The sequence below is a fragment of the Oligoflexus sp. genome, from assembly GCF_035638955.1.
In the GTDB taxonomy this organism is placed as follows: Bacteria; Bdellovibrionota_B; Oligoflexia; order Oligoflexales; family Oligoflexaceae; genus Oligoflexus.
This window is the reverse complement of the sequence record NZ_DASQYZ010000397.1, coordinates 49,625-74,035: the sequence shown is the minus strand read 5'-3', so window position 1 is coordinate 74,035 and position 24,411 is coordinate 49,625. Positions and strand designations below refer to the sequence as shown.

23 protein-coding genes and 1 pseudogene are annotated in these 24,411 nt (G+C 52.6%); 13 read left to right on the top strand and 11 right to left on the bottom strand.

Annotated elements, in window-relative coordinates:
- The 4 genes and pseudogenes from VE954_RS34345 to VE954_RS34330 all read left to right on the top strand — a co-directional run.
- Positions 1-252, top strand: a pseudogene (locus VE954_RS34345) (transporter substrate-binding domain-containing protein); the annotation flags it as partial.
- Positions 253-471: 219 nt separating this feature from the next.
- Positions 472-903: an IS6 family transposase gene (locus tag VE954_RS34340; RefSeq protein WP_324961586.1), complete on the top strand. Its 432-nt coding sequence runs from the start codon at positions 472-474 to the stop codon at positions 901-903.
- A 72-nt stretch (positions 904-975) separates the two neighbouring features.
- Positions 976-1,248 (top strand): hypothetical protein, encoded by a 273-nt coding sequence (locus tag VE954_RS34335; protein WP_324961582.1) that lies wholly within the window; start codon positions 976-978, stop codon positions 1,246-1,248.
- A 157-nt stretch (positions 1,249-1,405) separates the two neighbouring features.
- Positions 1,406-4,126: an ATP-binding protein gene (locus tag VE954_RS34330; RefSeq protein WP_324961580.1), complete on the top strand. Its 2,721-nt coding sequence runs from the start codon at positions 1,406-1,408 to the stop codon at positions 4,124-4,126.
- A 73-nt stretch (positions 4,127-4,199) separates the two neighbouring features.
- Here VE954_RS34330 and VE954_RS34325 read toward each other — a convergent pair whose 3' ends face one another.
- Positions 4,200-5,966, bottom strand: coding sequence for a M14 family metallopeptidase (locus VE954_RS34325; protein ID WP_324961578.1), 1,767 nt, complete (start codon positions 5,964-5,966; stop codon positions 4,200-4,202).
- Between the two features lie 18 nt (positions 5,967-5,984).
- Positions 5,985-6,701 carry a queuosine precursor transporter gene (locus VE954_RS34320; RefSeq protein WP_324961576.1) on the bottom strand — a complete coding sequence of 239 codons (717 nt, stop codon included), beginning with the start codon at positions 6,699-6,701 and terminating at the stop codon, positions 5,985-5,987.
- A 278-nt stretch (positions 6,702-6,979) separates the two neighbouring features.
- Here VE954_RS34320 and VE954_RS34315 point away from each other — a divergent pair, with 278 nt between their 5' ends.
- Positions 6,980-7,504 carry a D-Ala-D-Ala carboxypeptidase family metallohydrolase gene (locus VE954_RS34315; RefSeq protein ID WP_324961574.1) on the top strand — a complete coding sequence of 175 codons (525 nt, stop codon included), beginning with the start codon at positions 6,980-6,982 and terminating at the stop codon, positions 7,502-7,504.
- A 37-nt stretch (positions 7,505-7,541) separates the two neighbouring features.
- Here VE954_RS34315 and VE954_RS34310 read toward each other — a convergent pair whose 3' ends face one another.
- The 3 genes from VE954_RS34310 to VE954_RS34300 form a co-directional block, all read right to left on the bottom strand.
- Positions 7,542-8,339, bottom strand: a complete 798-nt coding sequence (locus tag VE954_RS34310; protein WP_324961573.1) for an SAM-dependent methyltransferase — start codon at positions 8,337-8,339, stop codon at positions 7,542-7,544.
- 294 nt (positions 8,340-8,633) lie between these two features.
- Positions 8,634-10,493, bottom strand: a complete 1,860-nt coding sequence (locus tag VE954_RS34305; protein ID WP_324961571.1) for a 7TM diverse intracellular signaling domain-containing protein — start codon at positions 10,491-10,493, stop codon at positions 8,634-8,636.
- Between the two features lie 14 nt (positions 10,494-10,507).
- Entirely contained in the window at positions 10,508-12,364 is a 1,857-nt protein-coding gene (locus tag VE954_RS34300; RefSeq protein WP_324961569.1) for a 7TM diverse intracellular signaling domain-containing protein, read from the bottom strand.
- 299 nt (positions 12,365-12,663) lie between these two features.
- Between VE954_RS34300 and VE954_RS34295 the strand changes: the two genes are divergently transcribed.
- Positions 12,664-14,325 carry an O-antigen ligase family protein gene (locus VE954_RS34295; RefSeq protein ID WP_324961567.1) on the top strand — a complete coding sequence of 554 codons (1,662 nt, stop codon included), beginning with the start codon at positions 12,664-12,666 and terminating at the stop codon, positions 14,323-14,325.
- Here the strand turns inward: VE954_RS34295 and VE954_RS34290 are convergent, their stop codons facing one another.
- The gene (locus VE954_RS34290; protein WP_324961565.1) at positions 14,326-15,603 is read right to left on the bottom strand and encodes an Hsp70 family protein; all 1,278 of its coding nucleotides are present in this window, start codon (positions 15,601-15,603) and stop codon (positions 14,326-14,328) included. It abuts the gene before it with no gap.
- Positions 15,604-15,717: 114 nt separating this feature from the next.
- On the opposite strand from VE954_RS34290, the gene VE954_RS34285 reads away from it, so the two are divergent.
- Positions 15,718-16,626: a fructosamine kinase family protein gene (locus VE954_RS34285; RefSeq protein ID WP_324961563.1), complete on the top strand. Its 909-nt coding sequence runs from the start codon at positions 15,718-15,720 to the stop codon at positions 16,624-16,626.
- On the opposite strand, the gene moaA is transcribed toward VE954_RS34285, so the two are convergent.
- From moaA to VE954_RS34270, 3 genes are read right to left on the bottom strand one after another with little or no spacing between them, the layout of a single operon-like run.
- A complete protein-coding gene (moaA, locus tag VE954_RS34280; protein WP_324961561.1) occupies positions 16,599-17,576 on the bottom strand; it encodes a GTP 3',8-cyclase MoaA in 978 nt (325 codons plus the stop codon). The two genes, VE954_RS34285 and moaA, sit on opposite strands and share 28 nt — an antisense overlap.
- Positions 17,577-17,588: 12 nt before the next feature.
- A complete protein-coding gene (locus tag VE954_RS34275; RefSeq protein ID WP_324961559.1) occupies positions 17,589-17,966 on the bottom strand; it encodes a hypothetical protein in 378 nt (125 codons plus the stop codon).
- Positions 17,963-18,505, bottom strand: a complete 543-nt coding sequence (locus tag VE954_RS34270; RefSeq protein ID WP_324961557.1) for a molybdenum cofactor biosynthesis protein MoaE — start codon at positions 18,503-18,505, stop codon at positions 17,963-17,965. Before VE954_RS34270 ends, VE954_RS34275 begins: the two co-directional genes overlap by 4 nt.
- 212 nt (positions 18,506-18,717) lie before the next feature.
- Here VE954_RS34270 and purU point away from each other — a divergent pair, with 212 nt between their 5' ends.
- From purU to VE954_RS34240, 6 genes are all read left to right on the top strand, one after another.
- Complete coding sequence (gene purU, locus VE954_RS34265) at positions 18,718-19,572, top strand: formyltetrahydrofolate deformylase (RefSeq protein ID WP_324961555.1); 855 nt, start codon at positions 18,718-18,720, stop codon at positions 19,570-19,572.
- Positions 19,573-19,680: 108 nt separating this feature from the next.
- The gene (locus VE954_RS34260; RefSeq protein WP_324961553.1) at positions 19,681-20,355 is read left to right on the top strand and encodes a DUF6249 domain-containing protein; all 675 of its coding nucleotides are present in this window, start codon (positions 19,681-19,683) and stop codon (positions 20,353-20,355) included.
- On the top strand, positions 20,342-20,881 hold the full coding sequence (locus VE954_RS34255) for an RNA polymerase sigma factor (protein ID WP_324961551.1): 540 nt from the start codon (positions 20,342-20,344) through the stop codon (positions 20,879-20,881). Before VE954_RS34260 ends, VE954_RS34255 begins: the two co-directional genes overlap by 14 nt.
- A complete protein-coding gene (locus VE954_RS34250) occupies positions 20,868-21,170 on the top strand; it encodes a hypothetical protein (RefSeq protein WP_324961549.1) in 303 nt (100 codons plus the stop codon). The genes VE954_RS34255 and VE954_RS34250 overlap by 14 nt, the downstream gene beginning before the upstream one ends.
- Before the next feature lie 59 nt (positions 21,171-21,229).
- Positions 21,230-21,448 carry a hypothetical protein gene (locus tag VE954_RS34245; protein ID WP_324961547.1) on the top strand — a complete coding sequence of 73 codons (219 nt, stop codon included), beginning with the start codon at positions 21,230-21,232 and terminating at the stop codon, positions 21,446-21,448.
- Between the two features lie 398 nt (positions 21,449-21,846).
- Positions 21,847-22,341, top strand: coding sequence for a hypothetical protein (locus VE954_RS34240; RefSeq protein ID WP_324961545.1), 495 nt, complete (start codon positions 21,847-21,849; stop codon positions 22,339-22,341).
- A gap of 3 nt (positions 22,342-22,344) precedes the next feature.
- On the opposite strand, the gene VE954_RS34235 is transcribed toward VE954_RS34240, so the two are convergent.
- Positions 22,345-23,043 (bottom strand): response regulator, encoded by a 699-nt coding sequence (locus VE954_RS34235; RefSeq protein WP_324961543.1) that lies wholly within the window; start codon positions 23,041-23,043, stop codon positions 22,345-22,347.
- Positions 23,043-24,110 (bottom strand): HDOD domain-containing protein, encoded by a 1,068-nt coding sequence (locus VE954_RS34230; RefSeq protein WP_324961541.1) that lies wholly within the window; start codon positions 24,108-24,110, stop codon positions 23,043-23,045. The genes VE954_RS34235 and VE954_RS34230 overlap by 1 nt, the downstream gene beginning before the upstream one ends.
- Between the last annotated feature and the right edge of the window lie 301 nt (positions 24,111-24,411).

Below are 24,411 nucleotides of genomic sequence, written 5' to 3'. Positions count from 1 at the left end.
CAGAGCGCCAATCGCATGGAAATGCTGCGAACGAATCGTGTGGATAGTATACTCGTTACCTTAATGGAAGCGCTCGAAATTGCCAAAACAGAAACAAAACGTGAAGTTTTTCTTAGCGATTCACTACACAAAGCCCCACTTTATATTTTTATGGCAAAAAAACATGAAGGGCTTGCTCATCGACTGGCAAAGGCGATTCGTAAAGTAAAAAGCGACGGGACATTCAGCAGAATTTTTGGGCAGGAACCTTGACCAGAGCCCCGGAAAGAATGCCTGGAATTTCAGCAGGCCCTTGATATTAAGGCTTTCACGAAAGTCGTAATTCCAAAATTTCCCAGTAATTTTAGCTGGCCGCTTATTTTATAGTCATTCTTTCCGGGGCCCTGCATCAAGTTCACGCCAGGGCTGGAAAAGGCTGTGCGCCGGCTCAAGCGGCCTTTGGGCAAAAGCTGGTGCCTGGACGAGACGTAAATCAAGGTCAAAGGCCAGTGGAAATACCTCTACCGGGCTGTGGATAAGGAAGGCGATACCGTGGACTATCTGCTCACGGCAAAGCGGGATGGAAAAGCTGCAAAGCGCTTCCTGTGCAAGGCAATCAAGTCAAACGGTGAACCGATAAAAATCACTATCGACAAAAGCGGAGCCAACACATCTGCGATCAATGACTATAATGGCGACGCTGGAGCCGATATCGAAATTCGTCAGAACAAATATTTGAACAACATTATCGAGCAGGACCATAGGCCCATCAAGCAGCTATGCAGAGCCACCTTGGGCTTTGGGAGATTCCGAACTGCAAGGATTACAATTAATGGCTTTGAGTCGATGAGAATAATTCGAAAACGGGAGGTCAGAGCAGAGGGCAATACCTCTGCAGAGATCTTCTATTCCGTCGCTGCATGATCGTTCGCCAATCCTTGCTTCCCCTCGCTCAGCTTCTGCAAACGCAACACAACCCTGGAAAGCGCCCTTTCCGTGCGGAAGGCGGAGGTCATCAGTCAAGCCCTTACGGTGCTTCGCGAGGAGATCGAAGCCTACCAGTCCCTGATGCGCGACATGTTCACGAGCCGCTCCACGGGTCAGGAGACCTCGGCCACCAGCGGACGGGGGGTGAGCCTCTCGGCGGTCAGGGAGCTGTGTCGCAGCTTCCAGGGCGACACTCATCTTCTCGCCAATGACCAGGGTGAGGGCAGTCTGCTGGTCAAGGGCTTTGCAGCAACCAATGAACATTTGAAATTCAGTGCGTGAGCCTGAATCCAAGATCAAGGCACCCGACCATAATGCGGTTCAAGGAAAGACTCCTTTTTTCCTGAGCAGTCTTTGGATATCCTTAAACAAATAATGTCGGCCGGAAAAATCCAACCGATCAAGCGTCCATTGCCTCCCATGAATTAGCGGGAAAATTATGAGATTTTTACTTTTGATCATGTTCTGGCTTCTGGCGGTGCCTCAGTGGGCTGAGGCCAATGAGGAATCGCTTGAGGACATATTGAAAAAACCGGTCTTGACCAGCGTTGACCGTGACGAGCTTTTTCGGCAAGGCTTGGATAACCCAAAGAGCTTAATTCAGCATCTTCGTGCTATATGGGATCGGCCAGCGCAGGAACAGGGTGATCTTATAAAGGCGCGAGCTGGATGGTTGATAAGTTTTGTTATAGAAGATTCTTTAAAAGCGGATCTTGGGTTGGATGCCGGGGCTATTTTAAAAGACACAGAGGAGCTGATCAATCGCAGCAAATTGCCAGTATCACTGAAGGAGATTCAGTTCTTGTGGCTCTTTCAAAGAGTTAACCATTATCAGGATGAATTTTTTGAGCTGAAGGATCGATTCTTGACCGTGGTGCATCAGATCGAAGACCCTCATGTGAAAGCTTATGCCTTGTCTTATATAGCCTATCAACTTTCCACAAGAGCGGCGCAGCACCGGGAGATTCCTCTACTGATAAATGAATTACAGGAAATACTGGGACATCCGGATAGCACTTTGTCTGCATTGGACGCGAAAACATTCCTGATTCTTGCCAATGTCCTGGCGAACCTGGGCCAGCTATCGGAATCCGAGCTTATATATAAAAATCTTGATGCTATCTGCATTGCCAAAAGAATACGCCGAACGTGCGCTGACGTATATTATAATTTTGGCTTCGGCTTAGCGGAAAAGGCCGATTCTGCTGCCGCCGAGCAGGCCATTCCATACTTTTTAAAAACAGGGGATCTCGGTGAGCAGCTTCAAGATTTTGAAGTTCATGCTTACTCGTACTATGGTTTGAACAAGGCCTACAATATAGTAAAGAATTACAAAACAGCAATTTCCTATGGAGAAAAAGCCGTAAATGCATTTGAGCAGCTGGGCTTACTGGAATGGACCGCTTCGTCTTTAACGAGCGTGGCTGAATCCTATCGTCTGAATCATCAGCCGGAACTGGCCCTTAAAGCAGCGGAAAAGGCCTTGAAGATCGTGCCAGCAGAGTTCAAACAGGATCTCCAAAGCATTTACTTGCAGCTGACTGAAGCCCATAGGGTTTTGGCACATCATAAAGACGCCTTAAATTACCTTACAAAGTACGTTGACCTGCAAAAGGAGCTGCTTACTGAGGACGCCGGTAAAAAATACATGCAGCTGCGCAATCAAACACTATCAGATCAAAACCGGATGCAGGCTGAGCAGATTCAGCTCTTGGGCAAATTCAGAATCGTATCTATGGTGGCCGGTGGCCTTGCGCTTCTCGTTTGCGGCGCACTTGTGCTGGTCGGTCGGCAGGCTGCGATGATTAAACGAAGCCGGCAGAAAATGAAGGAGGTTCTCGATCATATCAATGAGGGCATCCTGGTGCTTGGCGAGGACCTTCGGATCCAGAATGGATACTCCCCGCACCTTGATAGAATTTTCGAAAAGAAGCCAGAGTCACTTGGAGGTGGGCTATTTTTAGAGCTCCTCTTTGCAGCCGAATCCGGTTCTTCCGATCAGGGTGTCATTGCCCGGGAGACTCTTCAGGCATGTTTGGGAAGCGACCAGCTGAGCTGGGAATTCAATGAGGCTCATCTGCCCATCGAGGTGCACCATGGGGAGTCCATCCTGGCTCTTCATTGGCAGCCGCTCTTTAATGCCAAAGGGCTCATCACCCGCTTTCTTGTGTCTGTCCGTGATATCACCTCGCTCCGGGCGATCGAAAAAAAGGCTCGCGAGGAATCGGAAAGAGTAGAGCTCCTCCGGAAAAAGCTCGAGGAAGTGCTGGGCGGAAAAATACTGCACATTCGCAGCCTCTTCGCGGAATTCAGGGAGGAATGGGCCAAACTTGGTGAAAGCGTCCTTCAGTCTGAGGATCAGCCCGCCGCGTTGCGAAGGCTTCATACCTGGAAGGGGGCGGCGCGAACGCTCGGTCTCAAGCTTCTGGCCGGCGGCATCCATGAAATGGAGTCGGCCCTGGTCCCATCTGCAGCGCTTTCCCCATCACAGATTAGGGACAGATGGAAGGCTCTCAGCCTCTCCTGTGAGGATTATGAGCAGCTCGTGAATGCCTTTCAGCCGAGCCAGGGGGGTGTCGAGGCAGCTGCGTCCGACCTGTATGACTATGCCAATCTATACGCTGCGGACATGAAGGAACGTCTGAGCAGAGCCGGCTGTCCCCAGGAGGGCCTTATGGTTCTCGATCATGTTCTCGACTGGAAGCCTGAAGTTCTGCCCGTCATCCATAAAATGCTTCTGCATGCTGTCTCGAACGCCATGGATCACGGCTTCATTCGCCCTCTCGAGCGGAATCAAAGCGTCAGGCCTGCGCTGATCCGGATCGAGGCTCTGCCACGCGGTTCTCAGATTGAACTGAAGGTCACCGACAATGGTGCCGGCATCAACTGGTCAGTCCTCAGGAAAAAGGCCGAGGAGAAGGGTTTTGTTCCCGGGCCTGGACAGTCGCTGACGGATGTCCTTTTCTTCGATGGCGTAAGCACAGCGGAGGCCACCAGCCAAACCAGCGGCAGGGGTGTGGGCCTCAGTGCGATTAAAAGCATCTGCTCGGAACTCGGGGGCACTATATCCATGGAGGATGCAGAAGGTGGCGGAACGGTCCTACACATGAAGTTTTCAGCCGAGACACTTATGACTGCGTCCATGCGCAGGGCAGGATGAAATGCAGCTATGCAGAGCCACGTTGTCCAGGGGAAGCGTTTCAGCTTCCCCATCGGCACGGTTGCTTAGAGCTTTATTTCACCTTACTCGTCAAAATCTGCGGCCCTGTTTCGAGGCGGAGGATGGGATAACGATTCATGCGCTCATCATAACTCGGATGGCGGCGATAGAAAAAATCCAGCCGGGCCTGAGGGCTTTTCGCAAAGGCTGGATCATCCGCCAGCTTTTTTTCGAATTCCTGCTTCACAGCTGGATCCTTCAGCATCTCCTGCGCGACGCTTTCGGCGACATAAGGCTCCATATATTCCTTACGCTCGAAAACTTCGTTCATGTATCCCCAGGTCAGGAATGAATCGGGACTTTCAGGTTCCAGGAGCTGCATGAGAAGGATGGCGCCGGGCTGCGCGATGGGAACCCAGAGTGAGCCAGCATTGATTTTTTCCTGAGCCTGGCTCCACTTGCCTTTGTATTCAGCTCTTTGATGCGATTCATAACTACTGGAAGCAAGCTTGACGTCGGTGATCTGATAAACCGATGCCGTCACATCCTGGCTCTGGTTCAGCACCTGATACTGTAAAGCATGGGATTTTAAACGTGGTTCGACCAGGTTACGGTAGGCTACGGGCACGACATAGCCCGAGGCAGGAGCGGCAACCTGCTGACCCGGCACGACCTCTTTCTTGAGAGGCATTTTCCACACTTCAGGTTGCGTCGGATCATAGACGGTCATCAGTTGACCCGAGACAGGCGAATCACGGCGAACGTACCTATAGCCCAGAAAATCAAAATTCTCGACCTTATCGGAATTTTTATAGCTTAAGATCGCCGTTTTCCCAGCCAGCTGACTCATTTCGCGATCGGCCGCTTCCGCCGCTGCACGCCAGGCCTTGCCGTTGGCCGCTGTCGCCTTCACGATGGAATCCAGACTCGCCACCGTGGCCCGACAGCGATGCGCATAATCGCGCCAGGAATGAGTTTCGACCAGAATACCAAAGCGATTGCGCAGACCCCAATAGCCGTTGGAAAAACGCGGTGGCTGCGGCCGAGCGGCGATGCCACTGGTGGGATCATCATCCTCTTCAAAGCTGGGATAGAACCAAAGTGGTTTATGACCGAACTGCGCGAGGTCGATCATGATCTGATCGCGCAAGGCGACCCCTGCTGTTTTCAGCGGCTCCGGTCCCGCCAGAGTCGGTTCCACCATCACGGCAATATCATGCTGAAACTGAGCTCCGTCTGTCACATGCAGATCCACGTAAACCAAAGGATCCCAACGATTCAAAAGTTCGTGCATGGCGCGCATCTCGGGAGCATCGGCCTTCAAATAATCGCGATTCAAATTGTAATTCTGCGCTGTGGTGCGCCAGCCCATTTCCTCGGGGCCGACCTGGTTCGGCCGGTTGTTTTTCCCAAACCGCTCATGACCATCGACATTGAACACAGGTACAAAAACCAGCGTGGCCTTCTGCAAAATGCCGGGAAGGCGCTTGCCTTCCAGGACTTCCCGAATAAAAAGAAAACCGGCATCCTTGCCATCGATCTCACCGGCGTGAATACCGCCTTGGAACAGGATAACCGGGCGATCCCGCTTTTTTGTATCCCCTATCACAAGCGAAAGCATGGGACGACCCTCGGGCGTCGTTCCAAATTTCTGACAAACGACCTGTTTAGGAAAATGTTTGGGAAACTCCTCGCAGAGTCTTTCGACTTCACTGTAGCGCCCCGTCCTTTTCCAATCGGTCTTTTCCGCTTCCGTCTTCAATTTTTCCAGCGCTGGTGCGGCCCCTAAAGGTGCCGTGGTTGCCAGAGTAAGGGCCATCCAAAAATGGTTGAAACGCATAGTCATCCCCTGAGTCAGTCACACCTTCAAACTAAAGGGTGTGAAATTGGTGTCGCGATCGAAGTAATCTTCGTCTTCCTTCTTCTTCAGAAAACTCACAATACGATAGGTCAAAGGCGTAGCCAGGACTTCCCAGCCCACCTTAATCACGTAATTCGCCAGCATGACCTTCAGCAAGAGATCATTCGACCAGGTGCCGTAGAAGGCCAGCGGATAAAAGAGCAGGCTGTCGATGGCCTCGCCACCCATGGTCGATCCAATCGTACGCAACCAGAGAAACCGTCCTTCCGTGCGTACTTTCAATTTCGCCAGAATAAAAGAGTTGGTCATTTCTCCGATAAAATAAGCAAAGATCGAAGCCGCCACAATCCGCGGCGTCGACGCAAAAATTTGTTCCAGTGCCTCCTGCCCCGCATGACCTTCGGCGGGTGGCAGGGTGACGACAATCCAGGCCATCAGCGAAGCAAAAATCATGGCCCCGAACCCGGCCCAGACAACCCGACGACTCCGGGCATAGCCATAGACTTCGGTCAGGATATCTCCGAACAGATAGCTCAACGGGAAAAACAGATTGCCGCCACCGAACGTGAATCCAGCCACCGTTACAACCTTGCTCACGCCGATGAGATTCGAACACAGGAGAACACAGACGAACGCGGCCATGATGAGGTCGTAGTAACGATAATTACGTCGATCACCAACCGCCTTGCTGCCAGCCTTTTTCTTTACAACCATGAAAGTCTCCTGGATGGAACAACGACCATTAACACGAATTGAAGCCTCTGTCTTGATGGAGTCTAATTGTCGGCAAAAATCTCCTGGTGTGCAAAGCCAGAATAGGGGGACGCAGGAAGGTGAGGCCAGCAAGGGCTCTGGACTGGCCGGAGCCGGAAAACTTTACCCAGCAGCCGGCAAAGCGCCGCCATTGCACGCCATAAAGGCTACTGCTATGATTCAAGAGTAGGCAGCCTGTCGCTGCTTGCCAGACATGGTTTGAAAGGAAAGGCCCTACTATGGCGACAAGAACATCAGAGTATTTGGAAACGGCTGTCGAGGTTCTGCCCATCTCTGGAGAGTTTGAAGTGGAACCCATGCTGTCGCGCTACTTCACGCTGGAGCAGCTGACCTGGACCGAGCTGGGCAAGAAGAAGAACATCAGCAACACCCCAAGCGAAACGCAGATCGAGAACCTCAAGTATCTCTGCACCATGGTGCTGGATCCTTTGAAGGAAAAACTCGGCAAACATATTACGATCGTTTCCGGCTTCCGTAGCCGTGAATTGAACGCAGCCATGTTCGGTTCACCCGAAAGCTGGCATATGGCGGAAGACGACAAAGCCGCTGTGGATATCGTGTGCAAAGGCGCCTCATTGAAGAGAATCGCCGAGACTCTCGACGAACTCCAAGTGCCTTTTGATAAAGTGATTATTAGTTATGATCGCTCGGTCGTTCACATTCAGGCCCGCCGGCCCAAGCGTGAAAACATTGCGCGAAAGATCGTAGGCGGTGTGGTTCGTTATCAGGCGATCAAAGGCTGATCCCAAGACAGCGGGGATCAACGTCCCCGCCCCTCCTTTAAGCTCGCTGGGCCCTTTGCGCACGCAACCAGACTTCAGCGGCCGCTTCCAAAGAACCCCAAAAACTTTTATTCGACTCGGTATCCCGTATCGCGTGGGGCCATGTCCCGATATAAACAATGGTCGCGCCCTGCGGTTTCCATTGCGGCAAAAGCTCGTCCACCTCCTCGAGCGTGGTCAGCCAGCAGATGGGACTTTGCGTGGGATGATGATCGACCAATGCCACCGGTCGCTCAGGATCCGCTCCCGCAAGTAAAAGTCGCTCCATAAAATTCTCGAGTTTCCCGCGACCGACATCCAAGGCCAGGGTTTGCGCTTCGTCCGCCAGATACCGCCAGAAATTGCGATCACCCCGTACCTGGGTCGAGGGAATCACCCGAAAATTGCTGGGCGCGGCTTCAGACAGCCACGGCAGCCGCAGATTCCAGGCCTCGTGATGCAGGGCCTGCAGGCTTGGTACAAAACGCTTCTTAACACCCAGGCGGCGCAGGATTTTCAATTCGAGCTCAAGGCGCTTCTTATGATCTGGATCATCATAAGTCAGGCGCACCACTTTCGATCCGCTGCGGATCAGGTCGACAACCTGACGACATTCGGCTTCCATGCGCCCCACATCCTGCGTGGCAGCATGAACAATGTTACGTTTGTGTGGGGATCCCACCGTTCCAAGATCAGCGTTCAGATAACCATCCTGAATGATGGCATCAGCATCCTTCAGCAGAGCCAATCCGCCTAAGGTGACATGATCCAGATGGCCGCTACCTAATCCTACAACAGAAAGCTCTGATGGCTGCATCGTGCAATTCCTCTCAGCATAAATTGCCTCCAGTATCCCTACCAGGTGGCAACTCAAAATAAAGATCAAGCGAAATGTCAGAAAAAATACTGTGAGCCTTTTGCATCAACAGAATAAAAAACCTGTGGCGGAAGGAGTTTCGTCCATCATCGTGCTGACCCATTTTAGTGGATTCTTAGAGTGCCCTATTTTGCAAATAGTGTCAAACCGTCCGTTGCGAATTTGCCGCAAAACGAACCGAGAGTCGTCGAATTTATTTCGATAATCATATATTTTTTTGGAATATATCATCTTTCAGGCGGAAACCTGTTGGGCATCACGGACAGCATGTGGGCTTAATAAGCAATAGTAGAGATGAGTGACGCCTGGGTCATCTCGCATGACAATCTGGGCGTCGCGCAGATTGACTTTGGTAAAGACGTTTTGCAGATGGAAAGGCAGCTGTTCATACAGCAAGGTATGCACCGTTATGATATGGCCGCTGGGACCATTGGGAAAATAGCTCTTGCGGAACGACTCATAACGCTGTGCAAGATCCACGGCTCGTCCGTCCACTTCATATTCCGCAACACCCACCTTGGGAAAATGGCCTTGAATACGGCCAAAGGCCAAACCGACTGAACAAAAAATCAGCTCATCGGGAGCCAGTGTATCCACGTGCTGTTGGAAAATTCTGACGAAGTTGAGAGCCAGCTCGACAGCCGACACGGCCGGATTTTGATGATCCACGGTTTGAAAAGGATAGCCGACAGTACACAGAAAACCGTCGCCCATTTCCTTCACACGATAGCCCGTGGCGGCCATGGTGTTGCCGTCATAGTGTTCCGTCAGGGACGATTCGCAGGCTTTGATCGAATCCTCGATAAAGGGACGCCCCAGCGTGCTTTTGATGCGCGAGCTGCCAATGATGTCAAAGCATAGCGCACAGGCTTCCTTCTCGCTAGTGGGCATGGTTTCTTCAATCGCCAACCCGTCCTTGATCTTATCAATCTGATGCGGATAGAAGACTTTCTTCAGTTGATTGAATGCATGCTCGTTGGCACGCATGGCTTCCTGCTCGGCAAGGCGGACCTTCTGCCCGATTGCAAACGAGAAGAGGCTGATTTCCGCCGCAAAACCAAAGATCGCCAGGTGATTGAAATAGGAAAGGCTCCATAGGGCGACGTTGATCACGACAAGGCTGCAGCAAACCAGAAAAATGCCCCAGCCCAGTACGAAGTATAAGGCTGGCCGATAACCACTGCGCAAACTGGCAACGGAAACGACAAGGCAGTAGCTCATAACAATAGGCATGGCGAGGGAAAAGCCTCCCCAGTGACCAGTTATCATGGAAAAAACCGACAATGCGAGGCAGATGCCGCCGCAGACGAGCGAGGACTGAAACAGGCGACGATGTTTTCGCCTGAGGTTGAGTGACGAGTTGCAAAAGAGCAGCAGGGCCACAGCTCCCACGAGGCCACCCAGGCTCAAAAGTGGGACTTGATAAGGCAAATACCCTGAAATCATAGCCAATGCATAAAGGGCCGCGCCGCTGTAAATGATATAGAAAAGGAAATATATACGGCGATACACGAGGTACATGCCAAAGTTATAGAACATCATGACGACCACCGCACTAAAGACAGTGGACATGTAGATTTCGAAACCCCGCCAATCCTTTTCAAGAGTTTCGAAATCGTAAATCTTAACTCCAACCGCCTTGCCGGCCTGCTCCGTTTCCGCAAAACGTCGCCCTATCATACGATGAACGCCGGGCGGCAGTTCAATATAATGGGTATCGCCCCACCGGGGATAGTCCTTCAAGGGAATTAGAGTCTGCCCCTGAAGCAGCCAGGTTTTGGAGTCCTTAAACCACATCGGGTAGCGTAAATAGACCGTCTGCGTGCGACCACTTCGATTATCCAGGACATAGACGAAATAGAGATACTGTTTGTATTTCATGGTAAAGCGGTCAGTTTTTTCATAGGCATGGTCATTGAAAATTTTGAGCATTTCGGCGTCAGTCAGCGCCTGCTTCATGTTGCCAACCCGGTAATCATTGGCCTGGCGCATCGAGAAGCGGTCGGATTCAATGATAAAGGTGGGGTCCTCTTCAGCTCCCAGCGCTGAAGGCATGACGAACATCCAGCTGATGAGGATCAGCAAACGGAACATTGCGTCTCCCACGTTTAACTCGCTGCCTGTGTCGAATTCAAAACTTCGGCCGGTTGCATCACCCGGAAATAAATTTTGGATGCCATGAGGTCATCGCGCACCACCATGTGGGCCCGATGCAAATCCACTTCCTGAAAGGTGGCCTGAAGAATGGGCGGCAGCTGCTCATAAACTTTTTCATGCAGGGTCAGGATATGCCCTGGAACACCGGTTGGGAACAATTGGCGCCGGAAGGATTCATAGCGGGTTGCCAGAATCACAGCTCGTCCGTACACATCATATTCAATCGTTCCCACCTTCGGGAAATAGCCTTCCAGGGAATCCAGAGCAATACCAATGGAGCAGTAAACAGGTTCGTGGTCCAGCAGCTGATTGACCTGACTCTGGAAAATATGAATAAAGCGAAGGCTCAGTTCCACCGCACACTCCGCCGAGGACATACCCTGAGGCAATTGGAATGGATATCCCACCGAGCAGAGGAACCCGTCTCCAACTTCCTTGATGCGATAGCCGTTGGCTCGCAGCTGCTTCGGATCATAATTTTCACTGATAATCGACACGCAGCTTTTAATGGAATTTTCAATAAAGGCTTTGGCCCGCGGCTGTTGGATTTTTGAACTTTCAACAATGTCAAAGCTGATGACAGCGGCCTCTCCCTTACCGGTGGGCATGGTTTTTTCCAACTCGACGCCGCCTTTGATCTGCTCGATCTGGTGCGGATAGAAAACTTTTTTCAACTGATTGAAAGCGTGCTCGCTTTCGCGCAAGGCCCTCTGCTCGGACAAACGCACTTTCTGGCCAATCGCAAAGGAGAAGAAGCAAATTTCGATGGCAAAGCCCCAGGGACCTATGTTGGAAAACCAGGCTGTCCCAAAGAATGCGACGTTCAACATGGAGAACAGAGCTGAGGCCAAAAGGACAATCCAGCCAATCACGAGGTAGACAGCGGGCCGAAAGCCGTCCAAGCTGCGCTGGACAGAGGTGTAGACGCAAAACATAAGGATAAGAGGCATGCTGATGGCGAGGGCGTTCCATTTCGGAACAACCAGCATAAACAGTCCGAAGGCAATGCAGTAAACAAGAACCCCTAGGGAGATTTTATAGAGCCGGGGTTGGGTGTTTCGTAAGGCCAGGGCACTGTTGCAAAACAAGATGAGACCAACCCCGGCCACGGCTAAACCCAGGCCAAGACTTGGCAAATGCCACGACATATAGCCATTGAATACGGCCACGCAGTACATGCCAGCCGCGCTATAGATCGTATAGTAGAGAAAGTAAATACGGCGAAAGAAAAGGTACATGCCAATATTATAAAGGATCATGATAGCGACCGCACCGATGATGCTGCCCATCATGTGCTGCTCGGTCGTGACCAGCCAGGCGGCGCTTTGGAAATCATGAATGGTGATCGCCGCCGCCCGGCCTCGCATGTCCCCACCGCTTTTCCGCATGCCCATGATAATCGACCGACCCGGCGGGATCTCGGTATAGAGCATATCAAAAATCACGGGATAACGAGCCAAGGGCTGCAGCCCATCATTTTTGTAAAGCCAGGCTTTGGTGACATCCATCAGCACACCAAAACGCATAAAAATTTGCGTGGGCTTTGGATTACGATTCTCAACGACAAAGACCCAGTAGGAATACTTGTTATATTCCATGACATACTCGGTCGAATGCTCATAGCGTTGTTCGCGAAAGATCTGGAGAATTTCGGATTCCGACAACTCGTCAGCAGTAATTCCTGCCAAGTGCACATTGTCCTGCCGCGCGTGAAAGGTTTCGCCCTCAATCACGAAATTGACCGCTTCCTCGGCCACAGTGGTTCCGGGGAAGGCGATAAGCAGCAGGATGACAATCCAAAAGTTCATGTAAAACTCCAAGCCCGTTCTTCGGCAGAATTCACTCAGAGCCAAGCCTTTGGGCCGCAAGGGCTTGAGCTAATCTCGATCCAGAGAATGGAAGGGGTGCATCCAAGTGATTTCGTGGAGAGAAATAGCGATTTACCCCCATTTAAAAGCTCTTACTTTAGAAAAAGAAGCACCGGCATGGGCCGAGTCCGGTGGGCCTTCGCTTTGGTGGTGGGTATGACAATGTCTATTTCCTTACCCTCGGATTTTCCTGTATCTTGACAATGGATGCTGTGAGATTTCGAGAGCAGGGAGTTGCCATGCTGGTCGGACTTTTTCTCGGTCTTTTGTTAAGCTCCACACTCGGTTTCTTTCCAGGGCTGCAGGATCCTTATATTCCGGCGCGACTGATTGGACTTCTGGTGCTCACGGGTGCGGCCTGCATCACGATCATGTTCGATCGTTCGCTGCGAGAGCGTCTGCGTGAAGTGACCGTATTGCTGGGAATCATACTAGGCTGGACAGTTTTGCAGCTCGTGCTGGACACCTTGCGCTCCGGGGCCGGCAGCACGTCCATGGGCATCAGCCGGGATATTACACTGCTTTGTGTCAGTTTCCTCTGCCTGCATCTTCTTAAGAAAGAGGAAAATTTTCTTTACACTTTAGGCTGGCTCAACACGCTCCTGGCAGTCAACATCGCTGGGTTGGGTCTGGGTCAGCTCGCAGGTGCTTCCCTCCCCTGGTTTCCTTCGAGTGGGCTCGGTCCCGAGACACTGACCAATATCAACATGATTGCCCAGTATCTGGGTTTGAGCCTGGCCCTCGCCCTTTATCTTCTTTCGCGCGAGAAAGGTTTTCTGCCTCGGGCCATTTTGATTTTGGCTTGTGGCTGCATGCTGTCCTATCCCCTGCTGATTGTCTGCCGCTCTGTTCTCATCGGGGTCTGTCTGCTTTTGGCCTTTGCCATTATCGCTCAACGTTTGCAGGGCAAGGAAGCCATTGCCATCGTGCTGGCCACGGCCCTGTTTAGTTTTTTTGTAGCCCGGCCGGTCCTCAAACATTTTGAAGGCACGAGGCCGCATCTCGTCAATAGCGCGACGCAGGCCACCGATGCCGCTATTCTCAATCAGACTTTTGGCAGCATGTCCGGTCGGATCTTTCTGTGGCAAAGGACTATGGATATGATCAAGGACCGACCGTGGCTCGGCTTTGGTCGAGGCAGCTATGAGCAGGCGTCGCCCGCTTATGTGCTGAAGGAAGCCTCGCCCTTCCGTTCGGAAACACGAGTGGTGGACAATCCGCAGAATGAATTGCTGCGGCTGTGCAGTGAATTGGGACTGCCGCTCGGCTGTGCTTTGATCCTGGGCTTTTTGGGCCTTTTGGCCAAGGCCCTGGCTGCCGCTCATCGCTTTGGGGATCCCGAGGATCGAGCAATTCTGGCCGCAAATCTGGGGCTTATTCTGCTGACGGAATCCATCTTTCAGTTTCCGCTCATGATGCCCATCGGCATTATCTTCTTTGGATTACTCTTGAGTTTGCTCTGCAGTCTTCTGCCGCCGCTTCGTTTAAGGTCCCTACCCCTTCCCTGGGCGCGCATGGGCATGGCGCTGGTGGCTTTGCTGCTGATGGTGCAGGCCAGTCGTCTGGCTTGGGCTGAGTATGCGGCCTCGCACCCGACGATGCGCAGCGCGGAAGTCGGTCGTGCCTGTCGACTCATGCCGGAGCACTGGCGTGTTTGCCTGCGTTATAGCAAGGAACTGATGGATGAAGGACGTTGGCAGGAAGCGGCCGCACTGAATATGCGGCGACTGGAAAAATATCCTGGCTTTCACCCTAGTGAACGTATTGCCGCGTTGAGTGCCTGGAACCAGGGTCATATCGCGGATGCGTGTGCCCTGGCCAAACGTTATCAGCAGCAGTTTTTAGGGCAAAGCAGCCTGGAGTTCATCAGCAAACACTGCGAAGGTATCATGCGGGACTGATCAGCGGCCGTCTTTGGCAATCTGCACGGCCCGTTCCGCCAGACCGTTGATAACCGCATGAAACGGCATGTGCTGCTGCAGTTTTTCCGCACCCAACCTTTGGGCCAGGGCTTCATGAATCGCGCCCAGTCGCGCGGTACCACCAGTACAGCATACAATATCAATCTGCTCGTATTGAAGGCCGGCCTGCTTCACGGTTTGATCGAGGTTCTTGATGATCGCCTGGACCAGTGGCGACGAGAATTGCTGGAATTGATCACGTGGCAACCCCAGATGCAGATCAATACCAGGATATTCATAGTCAATCGGTCCGACTTCCATCGTCGCGAGAGCTTTCTTGCCATCTTCAATACATTGAAAGAGATGATAACCCTGCCGTTCCTCGACCAGAATACGCAATCGTTCGAGGATCAAAGCATCATCCTTGCCGACGCTCCAATCATCGAGGCGACGGAAAAACTCCAGATAATCCTGACGACCCAGCAGCAGCAAATCCGCTGGCGAACACATCTTGCGAACCAGCGCCTTCGGCAGACTTAAAACGTTCGAACCAAATGGCACTTGGTATTCGATTTTCGAACCAAAATACGGCGCGACCACGTTTTCCATAATGCTGCCGTCAAACGCATCACCCGCCACGGACAGACCGCCGAGGGCCAGCACATCTTCGGGAGCAAAGCCGTCAGGTCGCATACGCACGATGGTAAAGTCACTTGTTCCACCGCCGAAGTCGGCAATGAGCACCGTACGCGGTCGATCCAGGGAACTCGCAAAGTGATGCGCGGCGGCGACCGGTTCCGGGCAGAACGCGACCTCTTTAAATCCCGCGATCTGGGCAGCTTTTTCCAGGCGACCCAAAGCCTGCTTGTGCAGTTCGGCTTGCGGTGAAAAAAGCGCGGGATGGCCCAGCACAACGGACTCGAGTTCCAGACCCAAATGCTTTTCCGCACGGACGCGAATGGTGCGCATCAGGCGTCCCAGAAGGTCCTCGAGCGAATGAAAGATGCCATGCACCTGGGTGCCCGAGAAATAGGGATCAGGCAGAAATTTTTTCAGCGAACGAAAGATGCGACCTTCCGCACCCATGTCGTAGTATTTGCTGATAGCCTCTTCACCAAAGTCCCATTCCTGCCGGCCCGGGGAATAGAGCACACTGCGCAGGATGGTAGGATCGTCATGACTCGGATCGATCGGCAGTGGTTCAGTGCGTCCGTTCGCTGTGGCAGCGGCCACGAGAGAGTTGGAAGTTCCGAAATCAATGGCCAGCCATGTTTTCATCTGTTGTACCCCAGCAAAAGGATCTGCATATTGACCACAGCTGTCCCCAAAAGCCAAGCATTTCCTGGCTGGTCATTGGGGTCATTCGTCCTCGTTCCATTGTAGGGGGAAAATATGAGAAAAATCCTGGAATTCGACGCAACGCGCGATCACCTTGACGTCAACCTCTATGCCGCCCCCCTGGTCCAGTTACACAAGGCCGATGGAGCCAGCCAGACTCCGGCATGGTTTGCCACAGCGGCGGACGGAAAAAAATTATTTATCAAACACGATCCGGACGGCATAGGAATTCTGGAAGCCGAGGCCGATGGACTGACCGCTTTAAGCCAAGCGGGAGTCTTGCGCATTCCCGAAGTCTTTTCGCACTCGCGCGACTGGCTGGTGATGGAAGCCGTGGAACGTGAACCGGCTCATGACACGTTTTGGGTGGCATTGGCGGAAGGCCTGGTTGCCCTGCATCGTCACAGCGGCCCTTGGGGCTGGCCGCAGGATAATTTTATTGGGCGCAATGTTCAGTTGAATCGTACCACGACCTCGTCCTGGGCGGATTTTTTCTGGCGGCAGCGTATTCTGCCACAACTCGAAATGCTGCGAGTGCGCGAGATCTGGACCGAAGCCGAGGAACGTTGGCTCATCACGCTGGAAATGCACGTCAAACACAGACTCGGGGCTGTGCAGGAACCGCCTTCCCTTCTGCATGGAGATTTATGGTCGGGCAACATTCTCTGCGGCCTTCAGCAAACTCCAATTTTGATTGATCCGGCTGTTTATTTCGGACATCGGGAAACCGATCTGGCCATGACGGAATTGTTTGGAGGGTTTTCCCGCGCCTTTTATCAGCGTTACAAGGAACTGTGGCCTCTCGCACCAGGATATGCGCAGCGGCGTATCGTTTACAATTTTTATCATAAACTCAATCACGCCAATCTTTATGGCAGCGGTTATATTTGGGATGTGAAAAAGACGTTGATGGATATCTGCAAGGACCCGGTGGATCAACCGCCCATGGCTGAGAATGTCTGATTGTTTCCGAATAGGCCCGTATCCAAAGCGTGGGATGCGGCTTTGCCAATCAAAGCGCGTTCGATCGTGGCTGTGAGATCCACCAACTGTGAGCTGTCCTGCATCAAGGGGCGCAGATCCTGTTCCCCGTCTCCAAACAGGCAAAGACGGAGACCCCCGCGACTCGTCACCCGCAGACGATTGCAGGACTGACAGAAATTGCGAGCATAAGGAGCAATCACGCCCAGACGACCCAAATACTCAGGATGCAAAAATTCCTGCGCAGGTCCCCCATCTTCATCGCGTGGAATGGGCATCCAACCGCGATCCAGGATCTTCTGCTGCAGCTTTTGGCTGCTGATAAAATTGTCCTGAAAGAAACGCGTATTGCCGCCGGTCGGCATGAGTTCAATCCAGCGGACAGTGATGGGACGCATGCGGATCCATTCCGAGAAACGATCGAGTTCCTCCAGATAGGTTTCCTTCATCAGCACCGAATTCACTTTCACCGATTTAAAAGGGAGTTCCAGAGCGCGATCAATACCACCCAGAACGCGTGGCAGCAGATCCTGTCCGGTAAAATCGGCAAAACGTTTGGGATCCAGCGAATCCACACTGATGTTGAGCGATTTCAATCCCGCCTCGTAAAGCGAAGACGCCAGGTGTTCCAAACGATAGCCATTGGTGGACAAAGCCACGGTTTGGATTCCTGGTGTCTGCGCAATCATCTGCGTAAGGTCCACGATGTCACGCCTGAGGGTCGGCTCACCGCCCGTCAACCGAACCTTCTGACAACCGAGGTTGGCGAAGGCGGTGACGAGCTGCCGGATTTCATTCTGATTCAAAAACGGAGCACAACCCTGCGGCTTTTGATAGCCATTGGGAAGGCAGTATCCGCAACGAAAGTTACAGGCATCTGTCACCGAAAGGCGCAGATAGGGAAACTTACGTCCGTGCGAATCCTGCAGCATCCATTGTCCTCGTTAAAGCATATCCATGGTATCCACCCGCGGCTGACTGCGTTCCGATTTGGAACGTGGGCGGAAGGCATCTATGTCGATCGACCATTCCACATCCCGACCGTCTGCACCGAACTCTTTCCAACTGATCGACGCATCGCGTCGGCCGTACTGTTCCAGAAGTTCCATGAAATCCGACCGAGGCACAACCACTAAAAGTTCCAGGCCTTCACCGCGCACGCGCGGCCTCGCTGCATCAGCACTCAGAATCATGCTGACCCGCAAATCAGTCCCTGTAACCCAGGAAATGGTTATGGTTAGTTGGTTCACCGAAAGCAGAGTCTCTGCCTCCGTCCCGTTCAACCGCAGCCTAACGCTGCCATCACCTAAACGAATGTTCATACGCGCGCCCCCGTCTCATGAGATTCAAGGTGTTTAAGCTCGTGTGTGGATGCCTGCCCCGCTCTGGCGTCACGCCAGCCGGTTATATGCCGGTGATCATGCTGGCAAAGCGCGTGGCCTTGCACCCAATCACTCGAACCGTCGCTGTAATGTTCTTTCTTCCAAATCGGCGATCTGTGCTTCAGTTCTTCAATAATGTAACGGGAAATTTCATAGGCCTCGCCCCGATGCCGCGTGGAGACCAGCAAAGCTACGCTGATGTCGCCAATACCCAGACTGCCGATGCGATGCACAATGGTGACGTGCATATCCTGCCCCCACGTCGCCTGGCCTTCGGCACAGAATTCGCGAAAGGTTTGCTCGGCCAGGGGAACAAAGGCGTCATATTCAATTCCTTTGACCTGACGGCCCAGGTTGATGTCCCGGACCACCCCGAAAAAGCTGACCTGAGCGCCATGATGCGAGGCACCGAGGCTCTGAAGCAGCTCGCCCGTGTTGATGGGCTGATCGGTGATACTGACCTTGATCGTATCTGCCATTCTGTGCGCCCCTTCCTTTCTTCCAATCGCTCTGACGGAGTAAGAACTAGCGAATGACATACCACAGTCGAGTGGAAAGCGAAAAGCTGATTTCGGCCAGCAGGGAAAACCACAGGTCGATGTCTGTCATCCCCCAGCCGGTCAACCATTTGAAAACAGGGGTGAGTTCTGGCAAAATGAAGAAGAGCTCAAATCAGGCCAGGAGGTAGGGAATGGAGTCGGTGCGCGCGATACTGCTGGGCAGTTGCCGTGATCAAAAAGGTGTGGTCGCCAGCCTTTCCCGCTTTATTTATGAACACAATGGTAATATCACGGACGCCGATCAGCATCGGGACCCGGAAGCGGATATTTTTTGTACGCGCCTGGCCTGGGACCTCGACGGATTTCGCCTGCCTCGCGACCAGATCTCTCAGGAATTTGCTGCAACCGCCCTTAAACTGGGATTGACCTGGGACCTGCACTTTACGGATCAACGGCCGAAGCTTTCCATTTGGGTGAGCAAGCAGGACCATTGCCTGCTGGATCTTTTGGGTCGTCAGCGCAGCGGGGATCTGCGGGCCGAGGTTGGGCTTGTGATCAGCAATCACGCCGACCTCGCCTCCATAGCGGATCAGTTTCAGGTGCCTTTCGTGCATCTGCCGATCACTCCTGAAACAAGGCTGGAGCAGGAAAAAAAAGCCCTCGCGCTTTTGCGTCAGTATAAGGTCAATCTGGTGGTCCTTGCGAAGTATATGCAGGTGCTGAGTCCTGGTTTTTTAAAAGTCTTTCCGCACGTGATCAACATTCATCATTCCTTTTTACCGGCTTTTCCAGGCGCTGGACCCTATCATCAAGCTTTCAATCGCGGCGTGAAGATCATTGGTGCCACCGCCCATTATGTGACCCAGGATCTGGACGAGGGGCCCATTATTGAACAGGATGTGGGCCGCGTCAGTCATCGGGATACGGTCAAGGACCTCGTGCGTAAGGGTAAGGATTTGGAAAAAATTGTGCTGGCCCGGGCGGTTTATCAGCATGTCGAACGCCGGGTCCTGGTCTATGGCAACAAGACTGTGGTATTCGATTGAGCAATGAAATCCGCGTCCTACAAAGTTTTTCAATGGGGATGCATCCAAAACCATAACGGCCTGACTCCTATCCACAGAACTAACCCTTGCCCTGCAGGAGCGCGGCCCATGAAACGAATCTCCCGATCCCTCATCCTCACTCTCATGACCAGCGTCCTGAGCTGGAATATTGCATGGCTTCCAGCTTCCGCCGCTGAGGTCGAAGAACGCAAAGGCGTGATGACAGAACCGCCTGCTCCGACGCCACCAACAACTGCTGGACAAAGCGGCGATGTGGTGATGCTTGGCACTCTGGCTTTACCCAACGAAGTGATCAAGAAACTTGATGCCCAGCAGTTGGCGGAGATCGTCGAGGCCCAGGCTGAGGCGCAAAGAAACCGGCATCGCGCTGGGTTCGGCGAAGAGGTTGTGGCCCCAGCCTTATTTTTCATTTCGCTGACGATCATCTCCTTTCTCCTGATCTATTTTTCCTTTCGTAAACGCCGTGAGGTGCTGGATACCGTGCGCGTCGCTATTCAGAGTGGCCAGACTCTGCCGGCTTCGTTCCTGGAAGCGTTGGAGTCCAAACCCAAACCTTCCCCCGACAGCGATCTGCGCAAGGCCATCCTGCTTCTGGCTCTCGGTTTGTCAGCGATCGGCGTCTTCCTTTCCATTCCAGATGCAGACGCCAATCAACTCTGGACGATAGGACTTTTACCGACACTGCTGGGCCTGGGTTACCTTTTCCTATGGCGTCTATCACAAAAAAGACAGAGGGCTGGTTCATCCGATGATGCCCGCTGAATCCCAGTTGATCGGTCGTGTCCTGGCCGAGGATGATCGCCATGCCTTCCGCCAGCTGGTGCTGATGCATCAATCGGCCGTTCGACTTTTTTTAAGGCGACTCCTGGGTGATCCCGGGCTGGCGGACGATTGTGCGCAGGAAATGTGGTTGATCGCTTACCAAAAACTGAGCAGCTATCGCGGTGGGAGTTTTCGATCCTGGCTGTTTACGATAGGCCTGCGTAAAGCGCTTCGTATGAAAGGTCAGCAGGGACGTTTTGATTTCCTGGAAACATTGGATGATCGCGCGGCCCCGACGCTCCCTGATGGACTTCGTTTGGATCTGGAAAAAGCCATGCAGCACCTGTCCACCGGAGAGAGAACCTGTTTGCATCTGATGAGCTGTGAGGAGATGACTCATGAGGACATCAGCCAGCTCCTGAATATGCCGCTCGGGACGGTCAAATCCCATATCAATCGTGGCAAGGACAAGTTGCGCAAACTTTTGTCCGGCTCAGCCGAGGAGAAAACTCATGCAAGACGATGATATCCTGAACCGGATCCAAAGTGAGACCCATTACCTGGCTGATGAGGGTTTCTGCGACAAGGTCATGACCGCACTGCCCAAGCCCCAGCGCTACCGGCGCAAGGTCATTGGCATCAGCTGGTCGTTGGGCCTTCTCCTGGGCCTCGTGCTGTGGATCAGTAGCGGTCAAGGCTGGACCATCTTTTCCCTGCAGCCGGCGGTGCTCCTCAGTACGGCGACCCTTTCGTTCTGGGTGGTGCTGGGGCTCTTTGTTTTCATTGCCAAGGATGAAGGGATTTTGGATATTTAAGTGGAATACTGAAGCCAGAACCGTCTGCTTTTATACCCTAGGCCTTGTCGAAAAACAGTGTGCCGGCGCTTACCGCCATCAGCCAGGTAACAGGTCCCCAAAGCCAGCGCTCCTTCCGTGAAGGCGTAATCGTATTGAGTCCTGCAGCCACGATCGTGAAAATGAAAATCCAGGGTATGCTCCGCCGACCTAAAATCTGGAGCTCCGACGGCAAGCCCATTGCCAAGGGAGCAGAGGAGAATGCCAAGACCCCTATCGCTATGAGGATCAATGCCTGAGCACAGGCGACGACCCTAAATTTCAGTGGCCAACGCCCAGGGAATCGTCCGCCCATGGCCCACTCACCCCAAGGAAAACCGAGCGCTAACCCCATCTGGAAGCCAGCGGAAATTAGGCAAGCGAGGCAAAGCACTGCTGCAGCTGTTTTCATTGATTTCACTCCAATGATTTTGTCGAGATATAGGATGAAAGCTCCTAGGGGCTGATATCTTGAGAATCAGGATGACCTCTCTGTTTTTGAAGCCATCACCGCAAATCGTAGCATGCTGCTCCCTAAAAGGACACGGCCGCGACAGCCATTCGATCGGCTGGAGTTTTCAGATAAGCATTGAGTCTAGCTTGCCGTCTTGATGCATTTGGGTTATAACCGCCGGGACTCACAAACCCGGAGATGTGCATGCGTATTAAATCCCTCAAAGCATTGGGCCTTATGGTTCTGCTGTCCAGCCCTGCCGCTGCTACCACCTTCGAGTTTGTCGCCGAGAACAACGAAGTGATTCCTGTTCTGTGGAACTATCGGGAAGTGGCGACACGCAAGGTCGTGGGCTGCCGACAGTGGGATGTGCTGCAAGGCACAGGCTGGTTCCAGGCCACCTGGTACACGGACTACACGCCGAAGGCTGACAATACTCTTTATACTGTCGAGCCCAAGCCGACATTGGGTGCCAGAATTTGTGCGGCGCGGATGGATGCGTATAATAGCGTACGAGTCGAAGCTGGAGCGTTACGCGGGTCATTTTCCGTGAATCCGGATGGGCTCTCGAATGAAACGACGATCACCTGTCGCCCCAATCCCGCAGGAACGGAATACGATAACCTCGTCTGCGACGAGGCTCACGTTGCTCTTTCTGCTCAGGGAACCGTGCGGATCGTCATACGCTACGAGGATTGAAACTCAGGACGCCTGATTAATGGTGACCCATTTGATGAAGTCGGAATTGTTGGACAGGGATTTTTTGGTCAGCGAATCGAACTCAAAACCAGCATTCAGCCGTTCGCCCAACATGGCTCGCCACCGGCAGTGCATGTAGCCTTTCACTTCGACGCCATCGATCTGAAGTATAAACTGCAGCGTGGACATGGGTTCCATGGCCCTGTCGAGACAGACGCCGATGCCGCCGTTGCTCATATTCAGGATATCCCCTTCCACGGTATCGCGCCCGTTGGTGAGCTGGATGCGCTGCGAGGCCTGGTTGACTTTCTGCCGAAGGAATTTTCGCTGTTTTGAGACTTCCACTTGCAAGTCGTTGTTCCTCAAAAATTCGATGAAGTGTTCCGCATCAAATGGCTTGTTGATAACCCCGGAAATACCGGCTTTGAATAGAACTTCGGCCGAAACGGAGTTATCGCCGGTCATGATCACAACCGGAATACCTGTATTGTGCTTGATCGCAAAGGCGAGCTCATCGCCGCGCATCTCGGGCATGCGATAGTCGGTCAGGACGCAATCAATGGGCTCTTTAATGTTCTTGATGATACGCAAGGCCTCAAAGGCGTTTGGCGCTGTCAGGACATCAAAGCCTGCCGTTTCCAAGGACGCCCGAAGGGAATCCAGAAACTCTTCTTCATCATCGACCAGCAGAAGTTTTCCCATCAGCTTGCCTTCAACTCTTTGAGCTTCATCAACTGGTCCGCCAGCTGATTGATTTGCTCGTCACTCAAACCGAACTTCTTAGCATAGGAATTCAGTAGGGGCTCATCCATCCGTGTGGGCTGGAGTAGCACCCAATGCGTGAATTGATTGCCCATCGCAACGACCTGCTGCAGTGTGGCCAGGCGCTGCTCAGCTTCATTGTCCATAAAATCCAGCACGTCGAGAGGCAAATCCGTGACCTTTTCGGGCACGACATGATGGTAGGAAATCGCGTGCACGACATAATCCGGGAAGCCCCAGAGCGACGCCGCGATCTCGCCCAATGTCACGTGCGAGTAGGCTCGGATATTGTCTTCACCCAGGGACCAGGTCCGTGGCCGACGGGGATTGACGGTTTGCCGGGCGACGTCATCAGTCACATTGGGAAAGCAGATCGCGGACACCACTTTGCCGATGTTACAGAGACAACCCGCGATATAGGCTTCATCCTTCGACAGATGGCGCGCAAAATGTTCCGCGATGTACTCGCAGATTTTGCCTGTCAGGATTGACTCCTGCCAGTAGGCGTCTTTGGCGAAAAAGTTGGTTTTGAAATCAAATTCCTGAAGGGTTTCGGTCAAAATCAATTCGTTCAGGGTCTTGCGCCCCACAAAACTGATGGCGTGCTCGAGATTGGTGAATTCAGGAATCGAGGAGGCTCGCAGATTATTGGCAATCCGTAGCACACCCATGGCGATATTGGGGGCCTGCTTCAAAGCTTTCTTGATATCAGTGGACGACGAGTTTTCATCCGAGATGACGGTTTGCAGAGTCATGATCGCGGTCGGAACCAATGGAATATTACGAATTTCCTGAACGTTCTGGAAGATCGTCGCGGCGGCCTCGCTCATGCGCAAGGTGGGCGAGTACCACTCGTATTCACCCTTTTTCAGGACCAGTCCACTTCCACACGAGCATTCAAACCAAAGGAAAGCTTTGGGGCAAACACGAAATTTAGAAGTTCCCTTGAGGTAGTCTTCGGGGACTTCGTAAACACGTTCACAGCATTGGCAAAAGGTCGGTTTCATGACATCCTCATCCTTACGGTGTTCTTCGTCCAACCAGCCATTAAACTTAAGAAATTCCTTCGTCAACCTGCATTTCGGATGTCTGTTTGGGGTTTTTCCCCCGACAATGATTGAGTTTTTCCAGACCATCCTACCCGAAAAAAATAATGTTCTGTAATCCTGACTCCTCGAAAAGGATAGGAATCGCCCCAAACCCCTGGCCTACATCCTGCAAGAGTCCTTATGAATTCGGTATGGCTCGTCATGAAATAGGACGATCATTTTCCGCAAAACGCTTGAGCAACAAGGATTTGAGACGAAA